Below are 19,255 nucleotides of genomic sequence, written 5' to 3'. Positions count from 1 at the left end.
GACCGTGCTGTTCTGCTTACTCTGCCGGAACACGGTTATGAGGCCTTCCGTATGAGTGCAGCCGTGGCGAACAAATACGGGGAAATACGTGTGGATGAGCATACGATCCCTTTGGCAGGCCTGGTTCAGCCGGGGAAAGAAGTACTTATCCAAATCTTCTGGGACCGCCTGGTGCTTCTCACTTCCCAGCAGCAGCGAATTCGGGAAGTGCCTCGTCCCTATACAGGACGAACCGCCGATATCCCTTGGGAGCAGGTGTTTACGAATCTGCTTCGGAAGCCTCGAAGCGTCACGCATTCGCAATTTGTCCGCATGCTGCCGGAGGCTATCCAAACGTATGTAAAGGTCACGGATCTGGCCGTGCGCAAAGAACGATTGCAGGCGCTTCTGCACTGGAGTGGGGTGTACGAGTTGGAACACATTCGGCAGGTGCTGGAGGAGTCTGGACCTGAGGCAACCGTGGCTCAGTTGAGTGCCGCTTTAGGTATCCTGCAAAGTAACCGGGATATTCCGGCAGCATGGCCTGAGACACTGTCTCCGCCAGGTACCCAAACGGCAGAATCGCTAGAGCGCTATGACCGCCTGATGGGGGTGAGTTAGGATGGGAAGAGATTTAACCGAGCTTTGCCGGCAGCTCCGACTGGCCCATGTGGTGGATTATGTGGCTGGGCAGGATGAGAAAACAAGCGAACTCGTGGAAAAGCTGCTGCTCGCAGAGCGCGAAGGCAGACGCCGAGCCAAGCTGGGAAAACTGGTCCAGCAGGCTGGGTTTCCCCATTTGAAGACGTTTGACGGATATGTGGAAGAGCATATTACATTCCCCAATGGACAACCGTTAGACGTTTTGAGGGAACTGACATGGTTAGAACAAAAGGAGAACCTGCTCTTAATGGGCGCCGTGGGCACCGGAAAAACTCATATGGCAACGGCATTAGGCGTGGAGGCTTGCAGACGGGGACAAGCTGTACAGTTTTACCGCGCCTCGGATCTGGTCGCTATGCTGCAGGAAAAGTTTGCAGCCGGTACACTAACCCGATTCCGGGAAAAGCTGAGAAAACTGGACCTTCTCATTTTGGATGAAGTCGGATATGTACCCTTTAGCCAGACCGGATCCGAGCTGCTCTTTAACGTGATTGCCGATTGCTATGAGCAGCAAAGCGTGATTGTGACGTCCAATCTCGAATTTGGACAATGGACCTCGATCTTTGGTGATACCAAGCTCACTTCTGCTTTAGTGGACCGTCTGGTACACCATGCTCATATTCTTTCTTTCACAGGCGAGAGCTTCCGTCTCAAGCAGGCTATGGACCGAATTCCGCAGTAACGATTATGCTGGCAAGTGACCTCGGCACTTTTCGCAGCAAAACTCAGCATTTTTCACTTGCAAAAAACAGTGGATGTCGATGCCGGACTGATCTCCATGCAGCTGATGCTGGCTGCCCGGGCAAGAGGATATGATACCGTACCTATGGGGGGATACCACAAAGGGCAGTTTATGGAGGCATTCCAGATTCCGGAACATTACCGCAGTGTTATGCTGATCGCAGTTGGCAAGGCGGCTGCACCTGCGAGACCTACAGTCAGACTTCCGCTTGAGGATATCGTCTCTTACAACACTTTGTAATAGGATAAAGGGGCTGTTTGCTTAAACGCTGCGGTTACGAATCATTCCTCCCATCGCTCTCGCTTGTCGGGAATTGATTCGTCCCCTCCGCTGATTCATGCAAGTCTGCCCCAAAACAAAGCACAAAGAAACCGCCCTTTGTAAAATGGAGGTACCAGCCACCATTTATGATCGGAACGGTTTCTTTGTGCATTCAATATAGTATGGATTAGCTACGATGCGCCATCCACCTGTCTCATATGCTGTACGTACCGCACAAGCTCCATTTTCTCGAGTTCAATCTGATGAATGCGTCTGGACAGCTCTGAGAAAAACAGCTCGATTTGATCCCGAAGCACGTTCGCCGATTGGCCTCTCCAATCCTGGAGACGTGAATACATGACGCGAGCTTCCTGTTCATCGGCCCGCAGCTTGCTGAGGAGGGCGGTTAATTCCCTCTCAGCCTGAAGCAATTCGTTTAGCTCAAGCAGAATTTCACTGTTCATTGATGTGCCTCCTCCGGCAAGTTGCGATGTTTTATCCACTTCGGTCCGTCTGCTCAAACACATCTGCTTTGTATTTAATGTAATCCACAATGTCACCGGTATGCTGCATATGCCACTGGCTCATGGAAACGACCGATTGATCCACCTGCTGAATAATCGGCGTAAGGCGCCGGCTGTGACTGGAATGCATATATCGATTCAGCCGCTGACGAATGCCTTCGATCTCGTTGTGACATTGGTGGGCATTGCTTCTCCAGCGTTCTGCCACGCTTCTGAGCTCGGCAGGGGTGACCTGAATGGTCCCGGCACCTGCTCCGAGCGCCGCACTGCCAGCGCCCAGCTGGCCAAAGACGCCTCCGCCTCCGAGGATGCCCCCGGTACCTGCTGCACCGCTCAGTCCAAACAGATTCGGCGGGATTCTCGGCGAATCTAATTCTTCACCTGTAACAGGATCAAACAGCGGGTTGGAAATATATCCATTCTCGTCGAATTCATATCGATCCAGCTGGTGATAATTAGGACCGCCAAGTGTATTATCGATCTTGTCTTTAATGCTGATGCCATCGTTCGCATCGGCGTAGCTGGAGTCGATGTAGTATGTTGAACCTACATGACCATCATATCCCCCAAGTGTTCCGCTTGCGATGATGTCGCCAGGGTGTGCGTAGTTAATAATTTGTGAATCAAATGCACCTTCTTCGGCTCTTCTTCTTGCTTCGGGTGTCAGGCTTCCGACAACGGATGGGGCACTGAACGTGACAGCATCAAGTCCGGTATAAGCGGCTGCATACTGCGCATTGGCGCCGCCCAAGGAGTGTCCAGTCAAGGAAAAATCCAGATTGTCGTATTTTTCCATCATTTCATTTGCATAGTTCTCCGCCTGGTAAAGCTGGTTCGTGGAAGAGTTGGTTACAAATTTATCGACCTGCTTGGATGCGTCACCGATCCAGTTGTTTAAAGCGGTGATCCCAACTGTATCTTCAAAAGCGGTGAGCTGCTCGTCGAAAGGACGTTCAAATTCCAGTTTGCGCGATAATTCACCAAGACCTATGCCGCCATCTGCCAAGAAGTCAGGAACGGAAGTCGGCAAAGCTTCACTGGCTTCCGTACCGCGATAAGCGATGACCGCCTGATTGGTCTCCGGATTGACAAATGTGACAACGTCCATGCCGGAAATAGCTCTGCTGTTGGTATCCTCGAGTACGACCCATCCAGGAAGATCTTCGATTTGCTGGCCCTCTCTTAGATCATCATAGGCAATACTGGACATTCTGTTATACGTTTCGTCGTCAATGTTCGGCTTGTCGGACACGAGCAAGGCCTCCAATCCTGAAGTTATTTTTTGGAATCAAACGGTTCGTATCCTTTCTCCCTGAGATGCTCGACTAGCTCCGGACTCATGGAGAAGTTGGAGGTTTCATTGGTTTCATAGTTAACGGTAATATTGAAAAATTGCTTGTCATCACCCTGAACATGGCCTTCGAGTCGAACCTCATTGGCTATGTGCTCCGGTAAAACTCGGCTTTTCGTGATCTCAACCTCGATATCGTATTTTTCCTTCAGGCTTTGCTTGGCAGTTTCTTCGGCTTGTGTTTGTAACTCCTCAGACTCGAGATCTGCTGTCACATCATTAGTATTAGTGTGCTGAGCAGGATTAGTGCTGTTGTTCATGCTTTGACATCCTCCTATGATTAGAGTCAACAATAAAAAGACACCAGCTGCTTTGTTAACATTAATCTTCATCTCCACTATCACCCCTTGCACATTCTAATAAATTGTCACACTTTAGACATGATAGTACGCTAATAGTTTAATCCAGAATTTAGGGAATATCAATCAGACTGCGGCTTACTGCCTGTGATTGGTACTTCAGCTTCATAAATTCTGGGGCTTTAGACCGGGAAGAAAAGTACCGAAATGATATTAATGTGTCATAGTACTTTGACAGACATAGTTATACGTGTTACATTACACTCGAGAAAGGAGATGACTGGACGTTGAGTATTCCATTACATAACAGTGACCTGATCCGGGGCAGCATTGATACGTTTATACTGCGTGTACTTCTGGATGAAGACAATTATGGATATCAGATTATTAAAGAAATCATGCAGCGAAGTGCAGGTCAGTTTGAATTGAAGGAACCTACCTTGTACTCAAGCTTAAAGAGACTAGAGAAACAGGGTTTGATTACGTCCTATTGGGGCGAAGAAACCCAGGGCGGGCGCCGCAAGTATTATCATCTCACTCTAGAAGGGAGCAGCCGCCTGGAGCACAATCGTGAGGAGTGGCACGCGGCCCGAAAGATTATCGATATTTTGATCGGGGATGGAAAGGAGCAGGACAAATGACAACGCCAAATGATCTGGAGCACTATGTAGACCGTTTATTTCACAAGCAGCGCAAGACCAAGGCGGTGAAAGAGCTCAAGGATGAAATTTTGAGTAATCTGGAGGCCAAGGTTCAGGATTATATGCAGGAAGGGATGACGTATGATGCGGCTGTGGCGGCAGCAACCCGGGATGTGCAGTCTGTTGATTATCTGATTGAAGGTCATCAGCAGACGGACTGGAGTGGTTTTCGATTGGATCTTCTCCAGCACTCATTGCTGTGCATGCTGTTAGCCTGGATTATCACGCTGCCTGCCCGCATGACCTTTTCGGGGTTCGTGGTCAATAACTTGCTGATTGTACTCTGTGCGGCGGCTGGGATAGGGTATGTGATTTATGTTAAATCAGGCCGTTCCCGGGAAAGCCAGACCGTCATGGTGAATACGAATGCTTTAAAGAAAATCAGTAGAATAGCTTGGGCCCTTTGGGGAGCCGCAATGCTCGTCACTGCCGTGTTCACATTGCTGACTCGGTTCGGAAGCAATCTATGGTTTGGCCGGCCCATTCATCTAAACGGACCCTATGACTTATATGTACTCGGTATGGAGCTGCTGCCTACATTGACAGCCATATTGATTCCGCTGGTGCTGCAGCATGCACAACAAAGAATTAGCAAATACGAGGTGAGTTCTTAATGAAGCAAAAAAATAAATGGATTCTATCATTGATCATCGTTGGATTGATCGGATTATTTGTTATTGAAGGTTATGTGAAACCGAATGTGAAACAAGAAGCGGCACAGTATGAGATCATGCAGCAGGACCCGGCAACACATCATATCGCCCCGGCGGCGAGATACAAAAGCAAATATATGGGGGATGCAGGAAAGGTATCAAACCTGAACAGGCAGCTGCCGTATTCCGATCTGAGATTTACCTTCCAGTTGTATCCGGACCAGCTGACAGCGCAGTTAAACTTCGAACAGTCTGCGGCTGAAATTGAACCTTCTCTTTTGAAAAAACTGCTGATGTATAATACGACAGCGAACATGGTGTTTATTGATAATCTGGAGGCGGTTATATGGCACTTCCCGGACGGAGATTATACGGTGAAACGCAATGAATTAGCGGAGTGGTACGGTATTCAGGGCAGTCTGTCGGAGCTTCAATCTGAACAGGAGTGGGATGAGATCGTGCAGGAACGCGTGAAGCAGCCAGGTTCTGCAGATGACTTTTACAAGGAAATGGTCATGGTGGAATCCGGACAGTGAGCGGGCTGGTGTAGAGGCCGTGAAGAGCTGTTTATAAGAAAAGGTTTAGCCTTGGGGAAAAAATTGATAGAATAAAGAAGATTACGTTTATGATCAGATCCTAAAATGTAGTAAAGAGAGGATATGAATAATGATTATTAAACCGAGAACACGTGGATTTATTTGTACGACTGCCCATCCGGAAGGGTGTGCACGTCAAGTGAAAGAACAAGTGGAATATATTCAGGGACGTCCCGAATTTAAGGGTCCGCGCAATGTGCTGGTGATTGGTGCATCGACGGGCTATGGTCTGTCGGCACGGATAACAGCTGCTTTTGGAGCGAACGCCAATACGGTTGGCGTGTATCGTCCAAGCCAAGGGACAGAGAAGCGTACAGCTTCTGCAGGCTGGTATAATTCTGCTGCATTCGAAAGCATGGCGAAGGAAGCCGGATTGAAATCGTTCAGCGTCACGGGTGATGCGTATGCTGAGGAAACGAAACAGAAAACCGTCGAGGTGATCTCCAAAGAGCTGGGGCAGGTTGATCTTGTTGTATACAGCGTCGCTTCTGCACGCCGTACCAATCCGCGGACAGGAGAAGTTGCAAATTCTGTTCTGAAGCCGATCGGCCAGTCCTTTACGAACAAGACCGTCAACTTCCACACAGGGGAAGTCAGTGAGGTTACGCTTGAGCCTGCGAGCGACCAGGAAATTCAGGATACCGTAACGGTCATGGGCGGCGATGATTGGGAGCTGTGGATCAAGGCGCTGCAAGAAGGCGGTGTACTGGCTGAGGATGCAACGACCATTGCGTATTCGTATATCGGCTCCGAGATTACGCAGGCGGTTTATCGGGACGGCTCCATCGGACAGGCAAAAGATCATCTGGAAGCTACGGCTTTGAAGCTTAATGACGAGCTGTCAGCAGGCGGTGGCCGTGCTTTCGTATCGGTCAGCAAAGCATTGGTTACACAGTCCAGTTCCGCGATCCCGATCGTACCGCTCTATGTCTCCGCGCTCTACAAGGTGATGAAAGAGAAAGGCCTCCACGAGAACTGCATTCAGCAGAGCTATCGCCTGTTTGCGGAACGCTTGTACAGTGGAAGTGAAGTGCCTGTTGATGTGAAGGGGCGAATTCGTATTGACGACTGGGAACTGCGGCCAGATGTTCAGGAAGACGTGGCAAAGCTGTGGAATGCGGTCACAACCGACAATATTCATGACATGACCGACCTGGAAGGCTATCGCCGCGAATTTTTCCAGCTCTTCGGATTTGAAACCGATGGTGTGGATTATGAGGCAGACAGCAACCCTGTTGTTGAAATTGAGACAGTATATCATTCCAGTTGATGTAAAATCTACCATTGATATAAGCGTTCATGGGGCCAAAAAATCGAGCGAAAATTCATATATTATGGATTTCCCGCTCTTTTTTATAGGTATGAGTTACATATTGTTTCACATCAGAATAGGAAGGTGACTTGGGTGAATAAGGTGAGAATCGGGCTCGATATCGGAGGAACCAATACAGTTATCGGTATGTTTGATGAGCAGCACCAGCTGATCTCCAAACATGTAATGCGGACGGCATCGGATGCTGATAATGATTATACGGGTTATTTAAACCGGTTGGATCAGGAGATTAAAAGGATGATGCATATGCACCGTTCTGATGCCGTTCTGAGCGGCATTGGAGCAGGTGTTCCAGGCCACCTGGACTTGGCATCGGGAACCGTGCTTCGTGCTCCTAACCTGGGATGGTATGATGTAAAGCTCGTATCCGATCTTTCTTCGAGATGGCAGGTACCTGTGAGTATCGATAATGATGTCCGGATGTATGCCTGGGGGGAGTATACAGGCGGAGCTGCAAAAGGGTTAAACAGTGTGATCTGTATTACATTGGGCACCGGTATTGCCGCCGGGGTTATTGTAGACGGGCATTTGATCCGCGGGGCTCATGGATATGCAGGCGAGATCGGTCATGACCCGGTTGAAGGAAATATGGTGCCCTGTAAATGCGGGAAACAAGGCTGTTTGGAAACCATTGCTTCAGCCAGCGGTTTAGCCCGGCTTGCAGAGGAAGCGGTCCAAGAAGGGAGACACAGCCTTCTGAGGGAATACGCCGGTACCATCACCGCACGGCATGTTCACGAAGCGGCTGTTAGTGGCGACAAGCTTGCATGTGACATTTTTGCCTATGCAGGTGAAGTGCTGGGGAAGAAGCTGACCACTATGATTTATTTGCTGGATCCGGAAATGATCGTAGTTGGCGGAGGGGCTGCCAATGCGGGAGATATGCTGCTTAGTCCGATCCGGAATACAATTCAGCAGCTGTATCCTAAAGCTCATCGGCCTGAAGTGACACAAGGTCAGCTTGGAGATTCGGCAGGGCTGTACGGTGCGGTTATGAGCCTGTCGAATGCCAATTAGATTAGAGAGGGGGAAGTACATTGAAAACGTTATGGACAGGTGCGGACATTTACCTGCCTTCCGGTAAGTTCGCGAGGGGACATCTGCTGGTTAGTGAAGATGGCAGAATTGAAGCTGCAGGTAAGCAGATTGGGCACCAGCCAGAAGAAGTAAACATCCATGAGGCTGAGGGCTTAATCATTGTTCCAGGCTTTATCGATGTTCATGTTCATGGAGGGAATGGCTGTAATGTGATGGATGCGAAATACGAAAGCTTAAATGAAATGAGCCGTTTTCATGCAGCTCGCGGAACCACTTCATTTCTGGCTACGACGAACACGTCGAATCAGGAGCATTTGATTTCAGCACTGGCCTGTGCCGCAGATGCCATCACGAAGGGAGTAGAGGGGGCAGAAATGCTCGGTATTCATCTGGAAGGTCCTTTCATCAGCCTGAAGCGGCGCGGTGCTCAGCTTGCAGATGATGTTCGTCTTCCAACTCCGGGGCAGATCGATGAGCTGATTCAGGCCTCCGGACATATGATAAAACTGGTTACACTGGCACCGGAGCTTGATGGCGGCATGGAGGCTGTGACGCAGTTTCGAAGTCACGGAATTACGGTTTCTGCAGGGCATTCAGATGCCACATTTCAACAAATAAAGGAAGCGGTTACACGGGGTGTTACGCATACGACGCATCATTTTAACGGGATGAGTCCGCTGCACCACCGCGACCCAGGGCTTGCGGGAGCAGGCTTGATGCTGCCGGAGCTCACGATCGAGCTGATTGCAGACGGACATCATGTGCATCCTGCTGTTGTTCGTATGATGTATGATCTGAAAAAGGCGCTGCAGATCTGTGCCGTTACGGATGCGGTGACCAGCTGCGGCCTCCCGGACGGAGACTATGGCTATAAAGAAATGCGGGAGGGTCAGGTCTATCTGAAAGGTACAAACACCTTGGCGGGAAGCTCCCTGACTATGATTGATGCCCTGCGGAATATTATGTCATTCACCGGTCTATCTCTTGAAGAGGTACTCCCGTCTTTTACAACTGTTCCGGCCAGGCAAGTGGGGATAGACTTCCGAAAAGGCTCTCTGGAAGCTGGAAAAGATGCAGATTTCCTTGTGCTGGATTCCGGCTTAAATGTGATGTCCACATGGGTTAAAGGTCGAAAAGTGTTTGACAGACTCTCTTAGCAGGTGATATACTCCACTTATTCTATCGGAATAATATAGTATAATACAGCTCTACCGGACAACCGGAGATGCACATGAATTTTCCTGTCGTACTGACTTCAGGAGAGGGATGTGTATTTCCGGTTGTTTTTGTATTTTTACAATGAGGGGATGTCTTGGAGATGAATTACAGAACACTTGGCAAAACCGGGATCAAGGTCTCGGAAGTTAGTCTGGGGACGATGTCGTTTGGACGGTGGATCGATGAGTCTTCATCCGCACGAGTCCTGGATCAGGCACTTGCGCTGGGCATCAATCTGATTGATACGGCTGATGTTTACGGCAGAGGCATGGACAATGGGGATGTTAACCAGCTTGGAGAATCGGAAGACATTCTCGGACGGCTGCTTCAGAAGAGAAGGCATGATATTGTGCTGGCGACCAAGCTTCATGCCAAGGCTATGATGGAGACACCTTCCGGAGTCATTTGGGACTAGAGAAACCAGGCAATCGGTTTGAGCTTCAGCTGAAAGAGTGAGCACAATGAATCAACCCAAGCGACGCAAAAAAGCAGGTGTTCTTGCGGGACAGCTGGGGCTGCTGGTGCTCCTTCTCGGTCTGTGCGAGCTGCTCGTTCTCACCGGCACCATCAGCAGTCTATACTTGCTGCGGATTACGGCTGCGGCGGGGCTGGTAGGTGCTCTGTTCGGTGAAATGCTGGCCTCCAAGGATGGACTGGGCAACATTCTGGTTCAAGCGACTTCCTTGTATAACACGGCACAGGCCTTTGCCATCGTTGTGCTGTCACGGTAGTTTCCGTGCTGCTGATTGCACTGATTGATTTGCTGGAGCGCAGAGTGGTGTACCATGGTACACAGTATGCTGGAATATTCTGTAAAAATTATTGAAGGGAGGATAGGTCCCTTCACTCAATTTCAAAGCTATCGCTATCGGCCGGAACAAATTCCAGAATGTCTCCCGGCTGACAGTCTAGAATTTCGCAGATCGCTTCCAAGGTGGAGAACCGGATCGCCTTCACTTTCCCAGTCTTCAGATTGGACAGATTGACATTCGAGATTCCTGCTTTGTCGGCCAGTTCATTCAATTTCATTTTTTTGTCAGCCAGGACTCGGTCCAGACGTATAATAATCGGCACGATCATCAGTCTCCATTCTCATAATGTCGAATCATGCTCTTCCTGCAGAAGAGCGCCATATTTAAAAATCTTGGAGACGAACAGCACTAGTATGCCGATGATAATTCCGATAATAGAAATACCGCCCAGATTGATTGAGAATATACCGGTAACGAACAGAATGATCAATATGTTGAGAATGAGCTTCGCCAGCAGAGAATATAGGATGACGATGATTCCCAGCCTTCTCAGACGGGTGGCATTCGCCAGGCTAAACGGGCTGCTTCCGCTCAGTATGTCTCCTATTATATAGCGAATCTGGCGGATCGAATAGATGTAAGCACAGAAGACAAGTATAGCATTGGTCAAGCTAACGACCAGATAAGCGTTCTTGGCGTGAAATCTGTCGGGATCGATCGGTTGAAAATAAGCGAAATGCACCATGACGCTCTTCGTCACAGTATCCGATAGCGGTACTGAAAAGAACCAGTGCGCGATTCCCTTCTCTGCAGAGAACAGTTCCTGGGGCTTCAATCCGATCCATAGATCTAAACAGAGTAATGCAATGAGCAGACCGATTCCTCCCCAGTATCCGATCTCAAGCGCAGTGTACATTCTTTTGAAGCCAGGTTTGATTTTGAATTCGATTCCGTTCATGCGCAATCTCCTTTTCAAGTGAACTTAGAATATATACTACAGGAATAACCTTCGATAAACAATAATTAATTAATGATAAACATTAAATTTATAGTTGGTGACAGGGCTGAGAATATCCTTTGCCTTGAAATTTTCAATATTGGAGCCAACTGCCGCAACTTGAAAATACAGCTTTTGATACTTCCCTTTTCGATAAAGCATAAACGAGCTTCCGCGGATACCGCTTCTATTGTCAAAGAAAACATGTAATGAAGCGCACGCGCTGACTCTATTGCCAAGACAGGCCGCGATCCCTTATAATCAACGTAATTATTTAATTCCAATAAGGAAAGTTGGTTTATAGATGAAAGAAATCCCCGTTCCATACGTAAAGAGCAATCAGACTGGCATTGTAATCATGCTGGCAGCCTTTTTTGTCACGCAATCAGTATGGTTTATCGCGGCTTTACTCGTTATCCAGATTGCAGGTTTGCTCTTTGGATTGAAGGGTAACCTGTTTGTTCAGATTGCACGGCCTTTTCTATCGAGGCTGGTGAGACGCTCAGAGACGGAAGCTGCCGAACTTCAGCGGTTCAATAATGTGCTTGCGGTCAGCTTTCTTGTTCTGTCTTTGCTCAGCTTGCTGATGGGATGGACCGTCGCTGGCAATGTGTTTGCCGCGATGATGGGAGGAGCTGCATTAGCCGCTCTCCTGGGCTACTGCATTGGATGTACGGTTTATTTTCAATATAAACAATATCGGGCACGCAGGCTTCAACGCGGATAACACTTCGTATCCAATAACACAAAATGGCCTTCCACTGCACCGCTTGAGATCGTGGCATCCCCATAGGGGGAATCCGCAGATTTCAAGCGGTGTTTTTTTTGTATAAGACAAGTATGTGGCTAAGCCACCGCTCTTTAGTGAGCCGCCCTCTTGCAATGTTGAATTTTGGAGAATTTTGACGAAAAAGATAAACTAAAAAATGTTTTTTGTCGATAATAATATTTTAGCATCTTATATTAATCTATCTTACATCTGAGAAGGAGAATGTACACATGATTGCTGAAACAACAATGCACCCTGAAAGTAATACCATTTTTATTAGTTTGCATGGCTTTGCCGAATTGGAAACCACCGTGCAGGCCGTCGATGATTTCGAGGCGCTGATGCCGACAATGCCCATTCATGAGATGTCGTTGATTATCGATTGCTCAGATATGGCTCCCTTTAAACAGGAGATTCTGCCTGTGTTGGAGCGATGCTACGTGATGTATAACGCATTTAAACATGCCGTTTTGGTCAATCCGGGCAAAATGGTCGCCAAGGCTCAACTGCAGCGTGTAGCTAAACCGGCTGGGTTCACAGGGCATTTTGTCGATACAGTGGAAGAAGCTTGGGCGATTGTTAAATCCTAAGGTATCACGATTAATTTGCAAAGGGTGAAGCAATCTTGGCTAATGTAAGAATTGTAAGTACGGCGGTATATCATCCGTCTCATAAAGTAAGTAATGAAGAGCTGGCCCGGCATGCTGGTGATGGAGCGGACAAGCTGCTTGGGATCTGGGAACATTTTGGCCGTAAGGATCGTTACTTGGCTGCGGATGACCAAGAAAGCACCGTCTTTATGGGGATTGAAGCTGCCAAAGAACTGCTGGCAAAGAACCATCTCAAAGGCAGCGATCTGGATATGATCGTATTCTCTTCCGGAACTCATGATTTCAGTGCTCCTACGGATGCAGCCTTTGTTCATCAGGCATTGGAAGGGAAAGATTCCTGTATTATTTATGACAGTAACGCCAATTGTGTAGGTATGGTTGTCGCAGCGGATCAGGCTGTGCGCTCTATGATGAGCAATCCCAAGATCACTTATACTCTGATCGTAGGCTCCGAACAGATTGCCCGCTTCTATAAGGAAGGCGATTTGGCATCCAAAGGCCTGTGTGGTGATGCGGCTTGTGCGGTACTGCTGGAACGAGTGGAAGACAACGAACAAGGTTTGATCGACTCCATGTACTACACCAATACACAAAAAGCGGAGGATATGCAGTTTCCCGCTGGCGGGATGACACAGATGTACAATGAAAAAACGGATCTTGAAGAGAAGAAGATCTATCTTCATCCCGAGTACAATGTGAATGTAGCCTTCCCGACGGCAGTGGCCAATATGGAGTCACTCCTGCAGGAGCACGGTTTGGCGAAAGACGAGGTCAAGCAATACATATTGAGTCAGCTGAACCGAAATGTCATTCATGACATTGCCGGGAAGCTGGATCAACCGTTGGACAAATTCCCGTACATTGGTGATATATACGGCTATACCGGTACGAGCAGTCCGTTTATCGCCCTCCATCACGCCATTCAAGCCGGTACATTGGCTCGAGGAGATTTGTTCTTTATGTGGTCGGTTGGAGCGGGTATTACAAGCTGTGCAACGTTGTGGAGATATTAGCACACTGCAAAATATCACGATGATAACAGGATCTTCCTGTATCCACGAAGGTTTATAGTGAAGGGAGCCGGCAGGCTCCTTTTTTCATATCTAGATTCCTTCAATCAGCCGGGGCCTGCCGTGTATCTCGATTATGTTATACTGTATTTTGAGGTAAACATTGGAAGTATAATCCACACATAAAGGGAGGCAATACCATGAAGGAAATCATATCTTTATTTGATGAGTACTATAAGGAACATGACTTTTCAGGGGCAGCGCTGATTCAAACCGGAAACGAGACCCTTTTCTCACGTGCATACGGGCTGGCTCATCAAGGGTTTAAAATTCCTAACGAGCTGGATACCCGGTTCGACACGGCATCCGTCACCAAGCTGTTTACAGCCACAGCCGTTCTGCAGCTGGTTGAGAAGGGTAAGCTTCATCTGGATGACCGGATTACGGATCTGATCGATCTGGCCGGTACTCAAATTCCTGAGGACGTGACGTTGTCGCATCTGCTTACACACACCTCGGGAATTGCAGATGATGCGGATGAAGAAGAGGGCGAGAACTACGAAGACCTGTTCAAAGAAAAGCCGAACTATTCGATTCGGGAGTGTATCGATTTCCTCCCGCAGTTTGCTTACAAAGAGCCCAAGTTTAAGGCAGGGACCGATGTTAGCTATAATAACTGTGCCTATGTGCTTCTGGGGCTTGCCATCGAAAAAGCCAGTGGTGAAAGCTACAGGGACTATGTAACCCAAAACGTATTCCAGGCCTGCGGGATGGAGAACACCGGATTTTTTGCGAAGGATCAGGGAGATGCGCCTGTTGCTGAAGGATATGATGCCGTTTACGGAGATGGCGGAGAGATCCAGTGGCGTAAAAATATTTATGCGTATCCTCCTGTTGGAACAGCGGATGGCGGCGCTTTTACCACCGTAGGTGATCTTGACCGGTTTATTCGTGCTTTGGCGGACGGCAGGCTGCTCTCTTCCGAGTCGACGGCAGAGATCCTGAAATCTCAAACCACATTGGAAGAAGAGGTAGAGCAGGGAACGATGCGTAATGGCTATGGTTTCCATTTTATATACGACCATGACGGCAAGCTAATTACGATGTTTAAAGACGGCATTAATGCCGGTGTAGGAGCTATGCTGGCTTATTATCCGGAGCAGGATACTACCATTGCAATTTTAGTAAACCAGACGTGCAATATATGGGAACTACATCGTAAGGCGGAGCAGATTTTATCCCTTTCTAAATAGCTGCACATAATAAAAACCGGCGCAGCCCCCCAGGGTCCGCGCCGGTTTTGCTGTCTCTATTTTGCTACCACACGCTCATGTTCAGGCTCGGGATGAATCAGGACCTGGGCATCTTTGAACCTGTTGGTTACCATTTGTTCAATTCGGTCGCACAGTGCATGTATTTGCTCGAAGCTGTCCTTGGAGCGTACCACCATATGAAAATCAATGTAAGCATGCGGTCCGGAACGCCGGGTCCGAAAGTCATGAATTTCAATGTATTCAGCACGGAAGCCCTCGATCATCTTCAAAATTTCCTCTTCTTCTTCATAAGACAATCGTGCATCCAGCAGCGGAGGGAAGGCTTCCTTCATCAGCTTGACAGCTTCCACCATAATATAGACAGCGAGCACAATTCCGATGATCGGATCCAGGAAAGTCCATCCGGTCAGGGTGACGAGCAGGAGACTGGCCGCGACACCAAGTGATGTATACACATCGGTAAGCAGATGCAGTGCATTGGATTTCATAGCAACAGAGTTCACTCTTACAGCCTCACGTCCAACCACCCTCGAAACGATAAAATTAATGGTTGCGCCGACGATCATGACCAAGACGCCAAGAATCGGCAGCTTGACCGGTTCAGGATAAATCAATTTATGCACACATTCATAAATAATCCAGATGCCTGCAACAAAAATGAGGAGGGTTTCTATCGTACCTGAAATATTCTCGATCTTGCCATGTCCATACGGATGTCCAGAATCAGCAGGTCTTCCGGATATTCGTACAGATATGAAAGCGATCAGGGATGCCAGCAGATCCAAAGAGGAGTGGATAGCCTCTGAAAGCACGGCAACTGAACCGGTCAATATGCCGACTGCCAGTTTCATCAGTACAACAAAGGTATTGCTTAAAACAGATAGAAATGCGATTTTTGGTGTATTTGTCATTCTTCGACCTCGAATCAATGGGATGAATCTTATCCTATCAGAACAGAATCGTGTGGGTCTAGAGCAACGTTATTTGACGGGTGAACACATGTAGGTACACTATAAAAAGATTGCCCGGGGCAAAATCAGTTGACCCAGGTCATCGTGAGATCATGACGTACGCATGATGACGCATTTAGGCCGGCAGGACCCTGTGATGCAGGAGTCTGCCGGCCTTTATAAGCCTTCAGACGGAATTTCCGTCCAAGATGTATTTAATTTGAAAGCACCTCGGATCGGACAGATGCTTGAAGAGTTTCATAGCTGGCAAGCAGCTTCTGATGAACAATATGATTGGCGGGAATATCCATGTGGTCGGAAATGAAGCCTGAGACTCCTTTTTCCGAAATCATATTCTGCATCTTGACGGCTTCCGGATCCCGCTCGTCACGGAACATGAGAACAGCAGCCATAGCAGATATGAGGTGTGGAGTTTCGATTCCAGCCTCGCTGGCCTGCATGACAGGACGCACAAGGCGATCATTCGGTGAAAGCTTACGCAGGGGAGAGCGTCCCACCCGGCTAACCTTGTCGGTCAGGTTCGGATTGGCAAACCGCTCTAGAATAGCGTTCATGTATTTATCGTGTTTTTGCGAATCAAATCCATGCTTCTCCATAAGCAGGGCACCGGTTTCTTCCATAACATGCCGGACTTTGGCCCGCAGTGAAGGGTCTTTCATCACTTGCCGTATTGTTTTAAAACCTTCCAAGTAACCAAGGTATGCAGCACAGCAGTGGCCTGTATTAACGGTAAACATTTTGCGCTCAATGTAAGGTTCCAGAGAATCTACATAATGAACACCTTTAATTTCATGAAAACCTGGAAGCAGAGCCGGCCGGTGTATGACCCATTCATAAAAAGGTTCTACGGTAACTTGAAGAGGATCCGAATGATTCTGCACGGGTACAATCCGGTCGACAGCTGCGTTTGGAAAAGAAATACAGGTGTCTGCTTGTTCGCGGATTTCTTCATCGAGGAGAGCGTAAACTTTCTTCTTCAGCCGGGTGCTGCCGGCTATAGCATTCTCACAAGCGATGATATGAAGGGGAGCGGTTTTGTTCTGCATCAGCCGCAGCTTGATACCTTCCGCGATGGGATTTGCGATATCCTTCAACGCGCTGACTCCCACTGCTGTCGTGATGATGTCCGCGGCAGCGATCTCCTCGGCAACGCGTTCATGCTCCGTGATGTTGATCGCAGTGACGTTGCTGACAATCGTGGTATCCTGCTCCGGATTGGCAAGTGTAATCGGGTACTCCTGCCTTTGCTGCAATTGAGATATTTGCTTTTTGTTGCGTGCTACAAAACAAATCTCATATTCCGAAGCGGACAACATATGGCCGATAAATCCGCGGCCAATATTGCCCGCTCCAAAGTGTACGGCTTTCATAGATGATTTCCCCCTTAGAATGTGTTTTGTTTAGTTTAGACGCTTTTTGTAAGCGGCTTGGTTGTTAGATCGTTAAATTCAAGTTCAGTCAGGCAAGATAAGCGCTGATGAGGCATATCGAATGTCAATGTCCCGGTGATCGTATTTGGAATAACGATACAATGGATGCCAGCTGCTGCTGCTGCGCGGGCACCATTAGGTGAATCTTCAATGGCAACAGCTTCCTCTGGCGCAGCGCCAAGTCCTTCGAGTGCTTGGATATACAGCTCCGGGTCTGGCTTTACATGAGATACATCGTCTGCAGTACGGATCACATCGAAATAATCCAGCAGTCCAAGCTGCTCCAGATGCTGTTCTACCCATGCACGGCCGGAGCTTGTCGCCAGGCCGATCTTCATTCCTGCTTTACGTGCTTGTTCCAGATAGTTCAGAATACCGGGACGAACCTGCTCCTGATTCATCAGGGCTGCATGCTGCAGTTGTACAGATTCACGAAAAGCATCTTTGTCAATAGGAAGGTTCAAGTCGGTCATTAAATACTCATAAGGATTAAAAGAGTTCAGACTTGTTCCGATGCATTGTGAATACTGCTCAAGTGTGAGATCTACCCCGTGTTCTTTATACGCATCGCGAAATGCAGTGTACCATGCTGTCTCTGTATCAATAATGGTTCCGTCAAAATCAAAAATCATCGCTTTAATCATGTTTGTGTTCCTCCTGTTTCAGAATGTAGTTGTTTACATGTTGATCGTTTGTGTTTGGATGTAGATGTTGTTTGTACTTTTTTTGTGTCACATTAAATGACGCGAATTACGTTGGAAAACCAATTTTTATGAAGCAATCGAGATATTTAAGCTGCTAAAACCGTAACATAGGACAAAGATGGGGGTCAACCACGTGAAGAAACTTAACGTACCTCTTTGCATGAATATATAGCGTTTTCATGAAAAGTAACCATTTCGAGAGGATGCCTATAGCTATAAGGATGTAAGCGGTTGTTGCTTGCTGCGATGTGTAACTTCTTAAAGAAAGTGTTAAAAAATTTTTTTATCAGGGTGTTAAACTACAAAAAGTACGCCGTATTTCGCAGAATCTTGAAATACGGCGTACTTTTTGTTTATGACCAGGTATCCAGTAATAATGAAACCAGAAGACCCATAGAAGCGATAAAACCGACGACCGGACCGCCTTCTTCAAAGGCTTCAGGCATCATGGTAGAACAGATCATGGCGATTATTCCGCCACCAGCAAAAGCTCCGATGGCGGCTTCCGTCTCATTAGACAACTGCTCCATAAACAGATATCCGCCCCCGGCGGCAAGTGCAGAGAGAATCAGTACACTGCCCCACATGAGCACAATTTTACGTCTGGAATATCCGCTCTGCCGGAGTCCCGATGTACTGGACAGGCCTTCCGGTATGTTGCTCAGAAAAATGGACACGATCAGCACGAGACTGACACCTTTTCCAGTCAATAAGCTTGCGCCCAGCATGATCGATTCGGGAATGGCATCCATCACCGTTCCTGCGAAAATGGCCTTTCCGTTTTGTGCCTGCTGTTGTTCTGGCTTCTCCTTGCGACCAGATCGCTTTCGATGTGCACCGCCCTTGTTGGATATGAACAGATCGAATCCTGTGTACACCAGCGCGCCCGAGATAAAGCCGATGGCCGTCGCGATCGTCCCGCCGCCTTTCAGTGCATCTTGAAGCAGTTCAAATACGGCAGCACCGATCAGTGTTCCTGTACCGAAAGCCATAATCCAGCCGATGACCCGTTTCGGGATATTCATATACAGGGATACCAAGGCTCCCACAATAACAGCAGAGGCTGAAACACCACCCCACATGAGTGCCGCCCACATAGACTCATTCCTCCTTATTGATTCATTTACCCCGAAACGGTTGTATGTCAACAAGGACATAAAAAAACAAGCCAGTAAAAACTACCGGCTTGCCTGCAATGACTGCATGATTGTAAGGTGTGCAGCGTAAAGCTCCTTTAATCGGGGGGGATTATTTGGATACTGCTGCAGATGTTCTCAGCTGTTCATTCAGCTTCAAAACATTTGTGATACGGCTGATTTTGATTTTGTTGCTATCTTCCTTACCAAAATTCGGTCTCATTGGCACCATGTGAATCACCT

21 protein-coding genes and 3 pseudogenes are annotated in these 19,255 nt (G+C 48.0%); 15 read left to right on the top strand and 9 right to left on the bottom strand.

Translation table 11 applies throughout. The annotated features are described in order from the left end of the window. The 3 genes and pseudogenes from HII30_RS07255 to HII30_RS07245 form a co-directional block, all read left to right on the top strand. Positions 1 to 600 (top strand): annotated as a pseudogene (locus tag HII30_RS07255) (hypothetical protein); the annotation flags it as partial. A 1-nt stretch (position 601) separates the two neighbouring features. Beyond that, complete coding sequence (gene istB, locus HII30_RS07250; RefSeq protein WP_169504344.1) at positions 602 to 1,324, top strand: IS21-like element helper ATPase IstB; 723 nt, start codon at positions 602 to 604, stop codon at positions 1,322 to 1,324. Between the two features lie 60 nt (positions 1,325 to 1,384). Continuing rightward, positions 1,385 to 1,624: pseudogene (locus tag HII30_RS07245) on the top strand (nitroreductase family protein); the annotation flags it as partial. 212 nt (positions 1,625 to 1,836) lie between these two features. Here HII30_RS07245 and HII30_RS07240 read toward each other — a convergent pair. From HII30_RS07240 to HII30_RS07230, 3 genes are all read right to left on the bottom strand, one after another. After that, on the bottom strand, positions 1,837 to 2,109 hold the full coding sequence (locus HII30_RS07240) for a hypothetical protein (RefSeq protein WP_169504343.1): 273 nt from the start codon (positions 2,107 to 2,109) through the stop codon (positions 1,837 to 1,839). Between the two features lie 31 nt (positions 2,110 to 2,140). Next, a complete protein-coding gene (locus HII30_RS07235; protein ID WP_169504369.1) occupies positions 2,141 to 3,379 on the bottom strand; it encodes a Tle-like phospholipase domain-containing protein in 1,239 nt (412 codons plus the stop codon). A 65-nt stretch (positions 3,380 to 3,444) separates the two neighbouring features. Next, positions 3,445 to 3,780 carry a hypothetical protein gene (locus HII30_RS07230; RefSeq protein WP_211184460.1) on the bottom strand — a complete coding sequence of 112 codons (336 nt, stop codon included), beginning with the start codon at positions 3,778 to 3,780 and terminating at the stop codon, positions 3,445 to 3,447. Positions 3,781 to 4,106: 326 nt separating this feature from the next. Between HII30_RS07230 and HII30_RS07225 the strand changes: the two genes are divergently transcribed. The 8 genes and pseudogenes from HII30_RS07225 (at position 4,107) to HII30_RS21585 (ending at position 10,089) form a co-directional block, all read left to right on the top strand. Then, positions 4,107 to 4,460, top strand: coding sequence for a PadR family transcriptional regulator (locus HII30_RS07225; protein WP_169504342.1), 354 nt, complete (start codon positions 4,107 to 4,109; stop codon positions 4,458 to 4,460). Beyond that, positions 4,457 to 5,134 (top strand): permease prefix domain 1-containing protein, encoded by a 678-nt coding sequence (locus tag HII30_RS07220; RefSeq protein ID WP_169504341.1) that lies wholly within the window; start codon positions 4,457 to 4,459, stop codon positions 5,132 to 5,134. Before HII30_RS07225 ends, HII30_RS07220 begins: the two co-directional genes overlap by 4 nt. Further along, on the top strand, positions 5,134 to 5,709 hold the full coding sequence (locus HII30_RS07215; protein ID WP_169504340.1) for a DUF4825 domain-containing protein: 576 nt from the start codon (positions 5,134 to 5,136) through the stop codon (positions 5,707 to 5,709). Before HII30_RS07220 ends, HII30_RS07215 begins: the two co-directional genes overlap by 1 nt. A 130-nt stretch (positions 5,710 to 5,839) precedes the next feature. Next, entirely contained in the window at positions 5,840 to 7,039 is a 1,200-nt protein-coding gene (gene fabV / locus HII30_RS07210; protein WP_169504339.1) for an enoyl-ACP reductase FabV, read from the top strand. A 135-nt stretch (positions 7,040 to 7,174) separates the two neighbouring features. Then, the gene (locus HII30_RS07205) at positions 7,175 to 8,119 is read left to right on the top strand and encodes an ROK family protein (protein WP_169504338.1); all 945 of its coding nucleotides are present in this window, start codon (positions 7,175 to 7,177) and stop codon (positions 8,117 to 8,119) included. A gap of 20 nt (positions 8,120 to 8,139) precedes the next feature. Next, positions 8,140 to 9,297, top strand: a complete 1,158-nt coding sequence (gene nagA, locus HII30_RS07200) for an N-acetylglucosamine-6-phosphate deacetylase (protein ID WP_169504337.1) — start codon at positions 8,140 to 8,142, stop codon at positions 9,295 to 9,297. A 161-nt stretch (positions 9,298 to 9,458) separates the two neighbouring features. Further along, a pseudogene (locus HII30_RS07195) lies at positions 9,459 to 9,728 on the top strand (aldo/keto reductase); the annotation flags it as partial. A 91-nt stretch (positions 9,729 to 9,819) separates the two neighbouring features. Beyond that, on the top strand, positions 9,820 to 10,089 hold the full coding sequence (locus tag HII30_RS21585; RefSeq protein WP_246246167.1) for a hypothetical protein: 270 nt from the start codon (positions 9,820 to 9,822) through the stop codon (positions 10,087 to 10,089). Positions 10,090 to 10,201: 112 nt separating this feature from the next. Here the strand turns inward: HII30_RS21585 and HII30_RS07185 are convergent, their stop codons facing one another. Both HII30_RS07185 and HII30_RS07180 read right to left on the bottom strand, forming a co-directional pair. After that, a complete protein-coding gene (locus HII30_RS07185; protein ID WP_169504367.1) occupies positions 10,202 to 10,432 on the bottom strand; it encodes a helix-turn-helix domain-containing protein in 231 nt (76 codons plus the stop codon). 18 nt (positions 10,433 to 10,450) lie between these two features. After that, complete coding sequence (locus HII30_RS07180; RefSeq protein WP_169504336.1) at positions 10,451 to 11,068, bottom strand: DUF2975 domain-containing protein; 618 nt, start codon at positions 11,066 to 11,068, stop codon at positions 10,451 to 10,453. A gap of 343 nt (positions 11,069 to 11,411) precedes the next feature. Between HII30_RS07180 and HII30_RS07175 the strand changes: the two genes are divergently transcribed. The 4 genes from HII30_RS07175 to HII30_RS07160 all read left to right on the top strand — a co-directional run bounded on the left by HII30_RS07175 (position 11,412) and on the right by HII30_RS07160 (position 14,750). Then, entirely contained in the window at positions 11,412 to 11,834 is a 423-nt protein-coding gene (locus tag HII30_RS07175) for a DUF4395 domain-containing protein (protein WP_169504335.1), read from the top strand. Between the two features lie 272 nt (positions 11,835 to 12,106). Further along, on the top strand, positions 12,107 to 12,466 hold the full coding sequence (locus HII30_RS07170) for a hypothetical protein (protein WP_169504334.1): 360 nt from the start codon (positions 12,107 to 12,109) through the stop codon (positions 12,464 to 12,466). 35 nt (positions 12,467 to 12,501) lie between these two features. Continuing rightward, a complete protein-coding gene (locus HII30_RS07165) occupies positions 12,502 to 13,500 on the top strand; it encodes a ketoacyl-ACP synthase III (RefSeq protein WP_169504333.1) in 999 nt (332 codons plus the stop codon). A 197-nt stretch (positions 13,501 to 13,697) separates the two neighbouring features. Continuing rightward, positions 13,698 to 14,750 carry a serine hydrolase domain-containing protein gene (locus tag HII30_RS07160; RefSeq protein ID WP_169504332.1) on the top strand — a complete coding sequence of 351 codons (1,053 nt, stop codon included), beginning with the start codon at positions 13,698 to 13,700 and terminating at the stop codon, positions 14,748 to 14,750. A gap of 56 nt (positions 14,751 to 14,806) precedes the next feature. Here the strand turns inward: HII30_RS07160 and HII30_RS07155 are convergent, their stop codons facing one another. From HII30_RS07155 to HII30_RS07140, 4 genes are all read right to left on the bottom strand, one after another. Then, entirely contained in the window at positions 14,807 to 15,682 is an 876-nt protein-coding gene (locus HII30_RS07155; protein WP_169504331.1) for a cation diffusion facilitator family transporter, read from the bottom strand. A 254-nt stretch (positions 15,683 to 15,936) separates the two neighbouring features. Further along, the gene (locus tag HII30_RS07150) at positions 15,937 to 17,112 is read right to left on the bottom strand and encodes a mannitol-1-phosphate 5-dehydrogenase (protein WP_169504330.1); all 1,176 of its coding nucleotides are present in this window, start codon (positions 17,110 to 17,112) and stop codon (positions 15,937 to 15,939) included. A gap of 35 nt (positions 17,113 to 17,147) precedes the next feature. Next, on the bottom strand, positions 17,148 to 17,816 hold the full coding sequence (locus HII30_RS07145) for an HAD family hydrolase (RefSeq protein ID WP_169504329.1): 669 nt from the start codon (positions 17,814 to 17,816) through the stop codon (positions 17,148 to 17,150). 413 nt (positions 17,817 to 18,229) lie between these two features. Then, a complete protein-coding gene (locus tag HII30_RS07140) occupies positions 18,230 to 18,973 on the bottom strand; it encodes a ZIP family metal transporter (RefSeq protein ID WP_169504328.1) in 744 nt (247 codons plus the stop codon). Positions 18,974 to 19,255 lie beyond the last annotated feature (282 nt).

This window comes from Paenibacillus lemnae (assembly GCF_012933385.1).
GTDB lineage: Bacteria > Bacillota > Bacilli > Paenibacillales > Paenibacillaceae > Paenibacillus_AQ > Paenibacillus_AQ lemnae.
The sequence above is the reverse complement of the archived record's forward strand: the minus strand, read 5'-3'. Positions and strand labels throughout refer to the sequence as shown.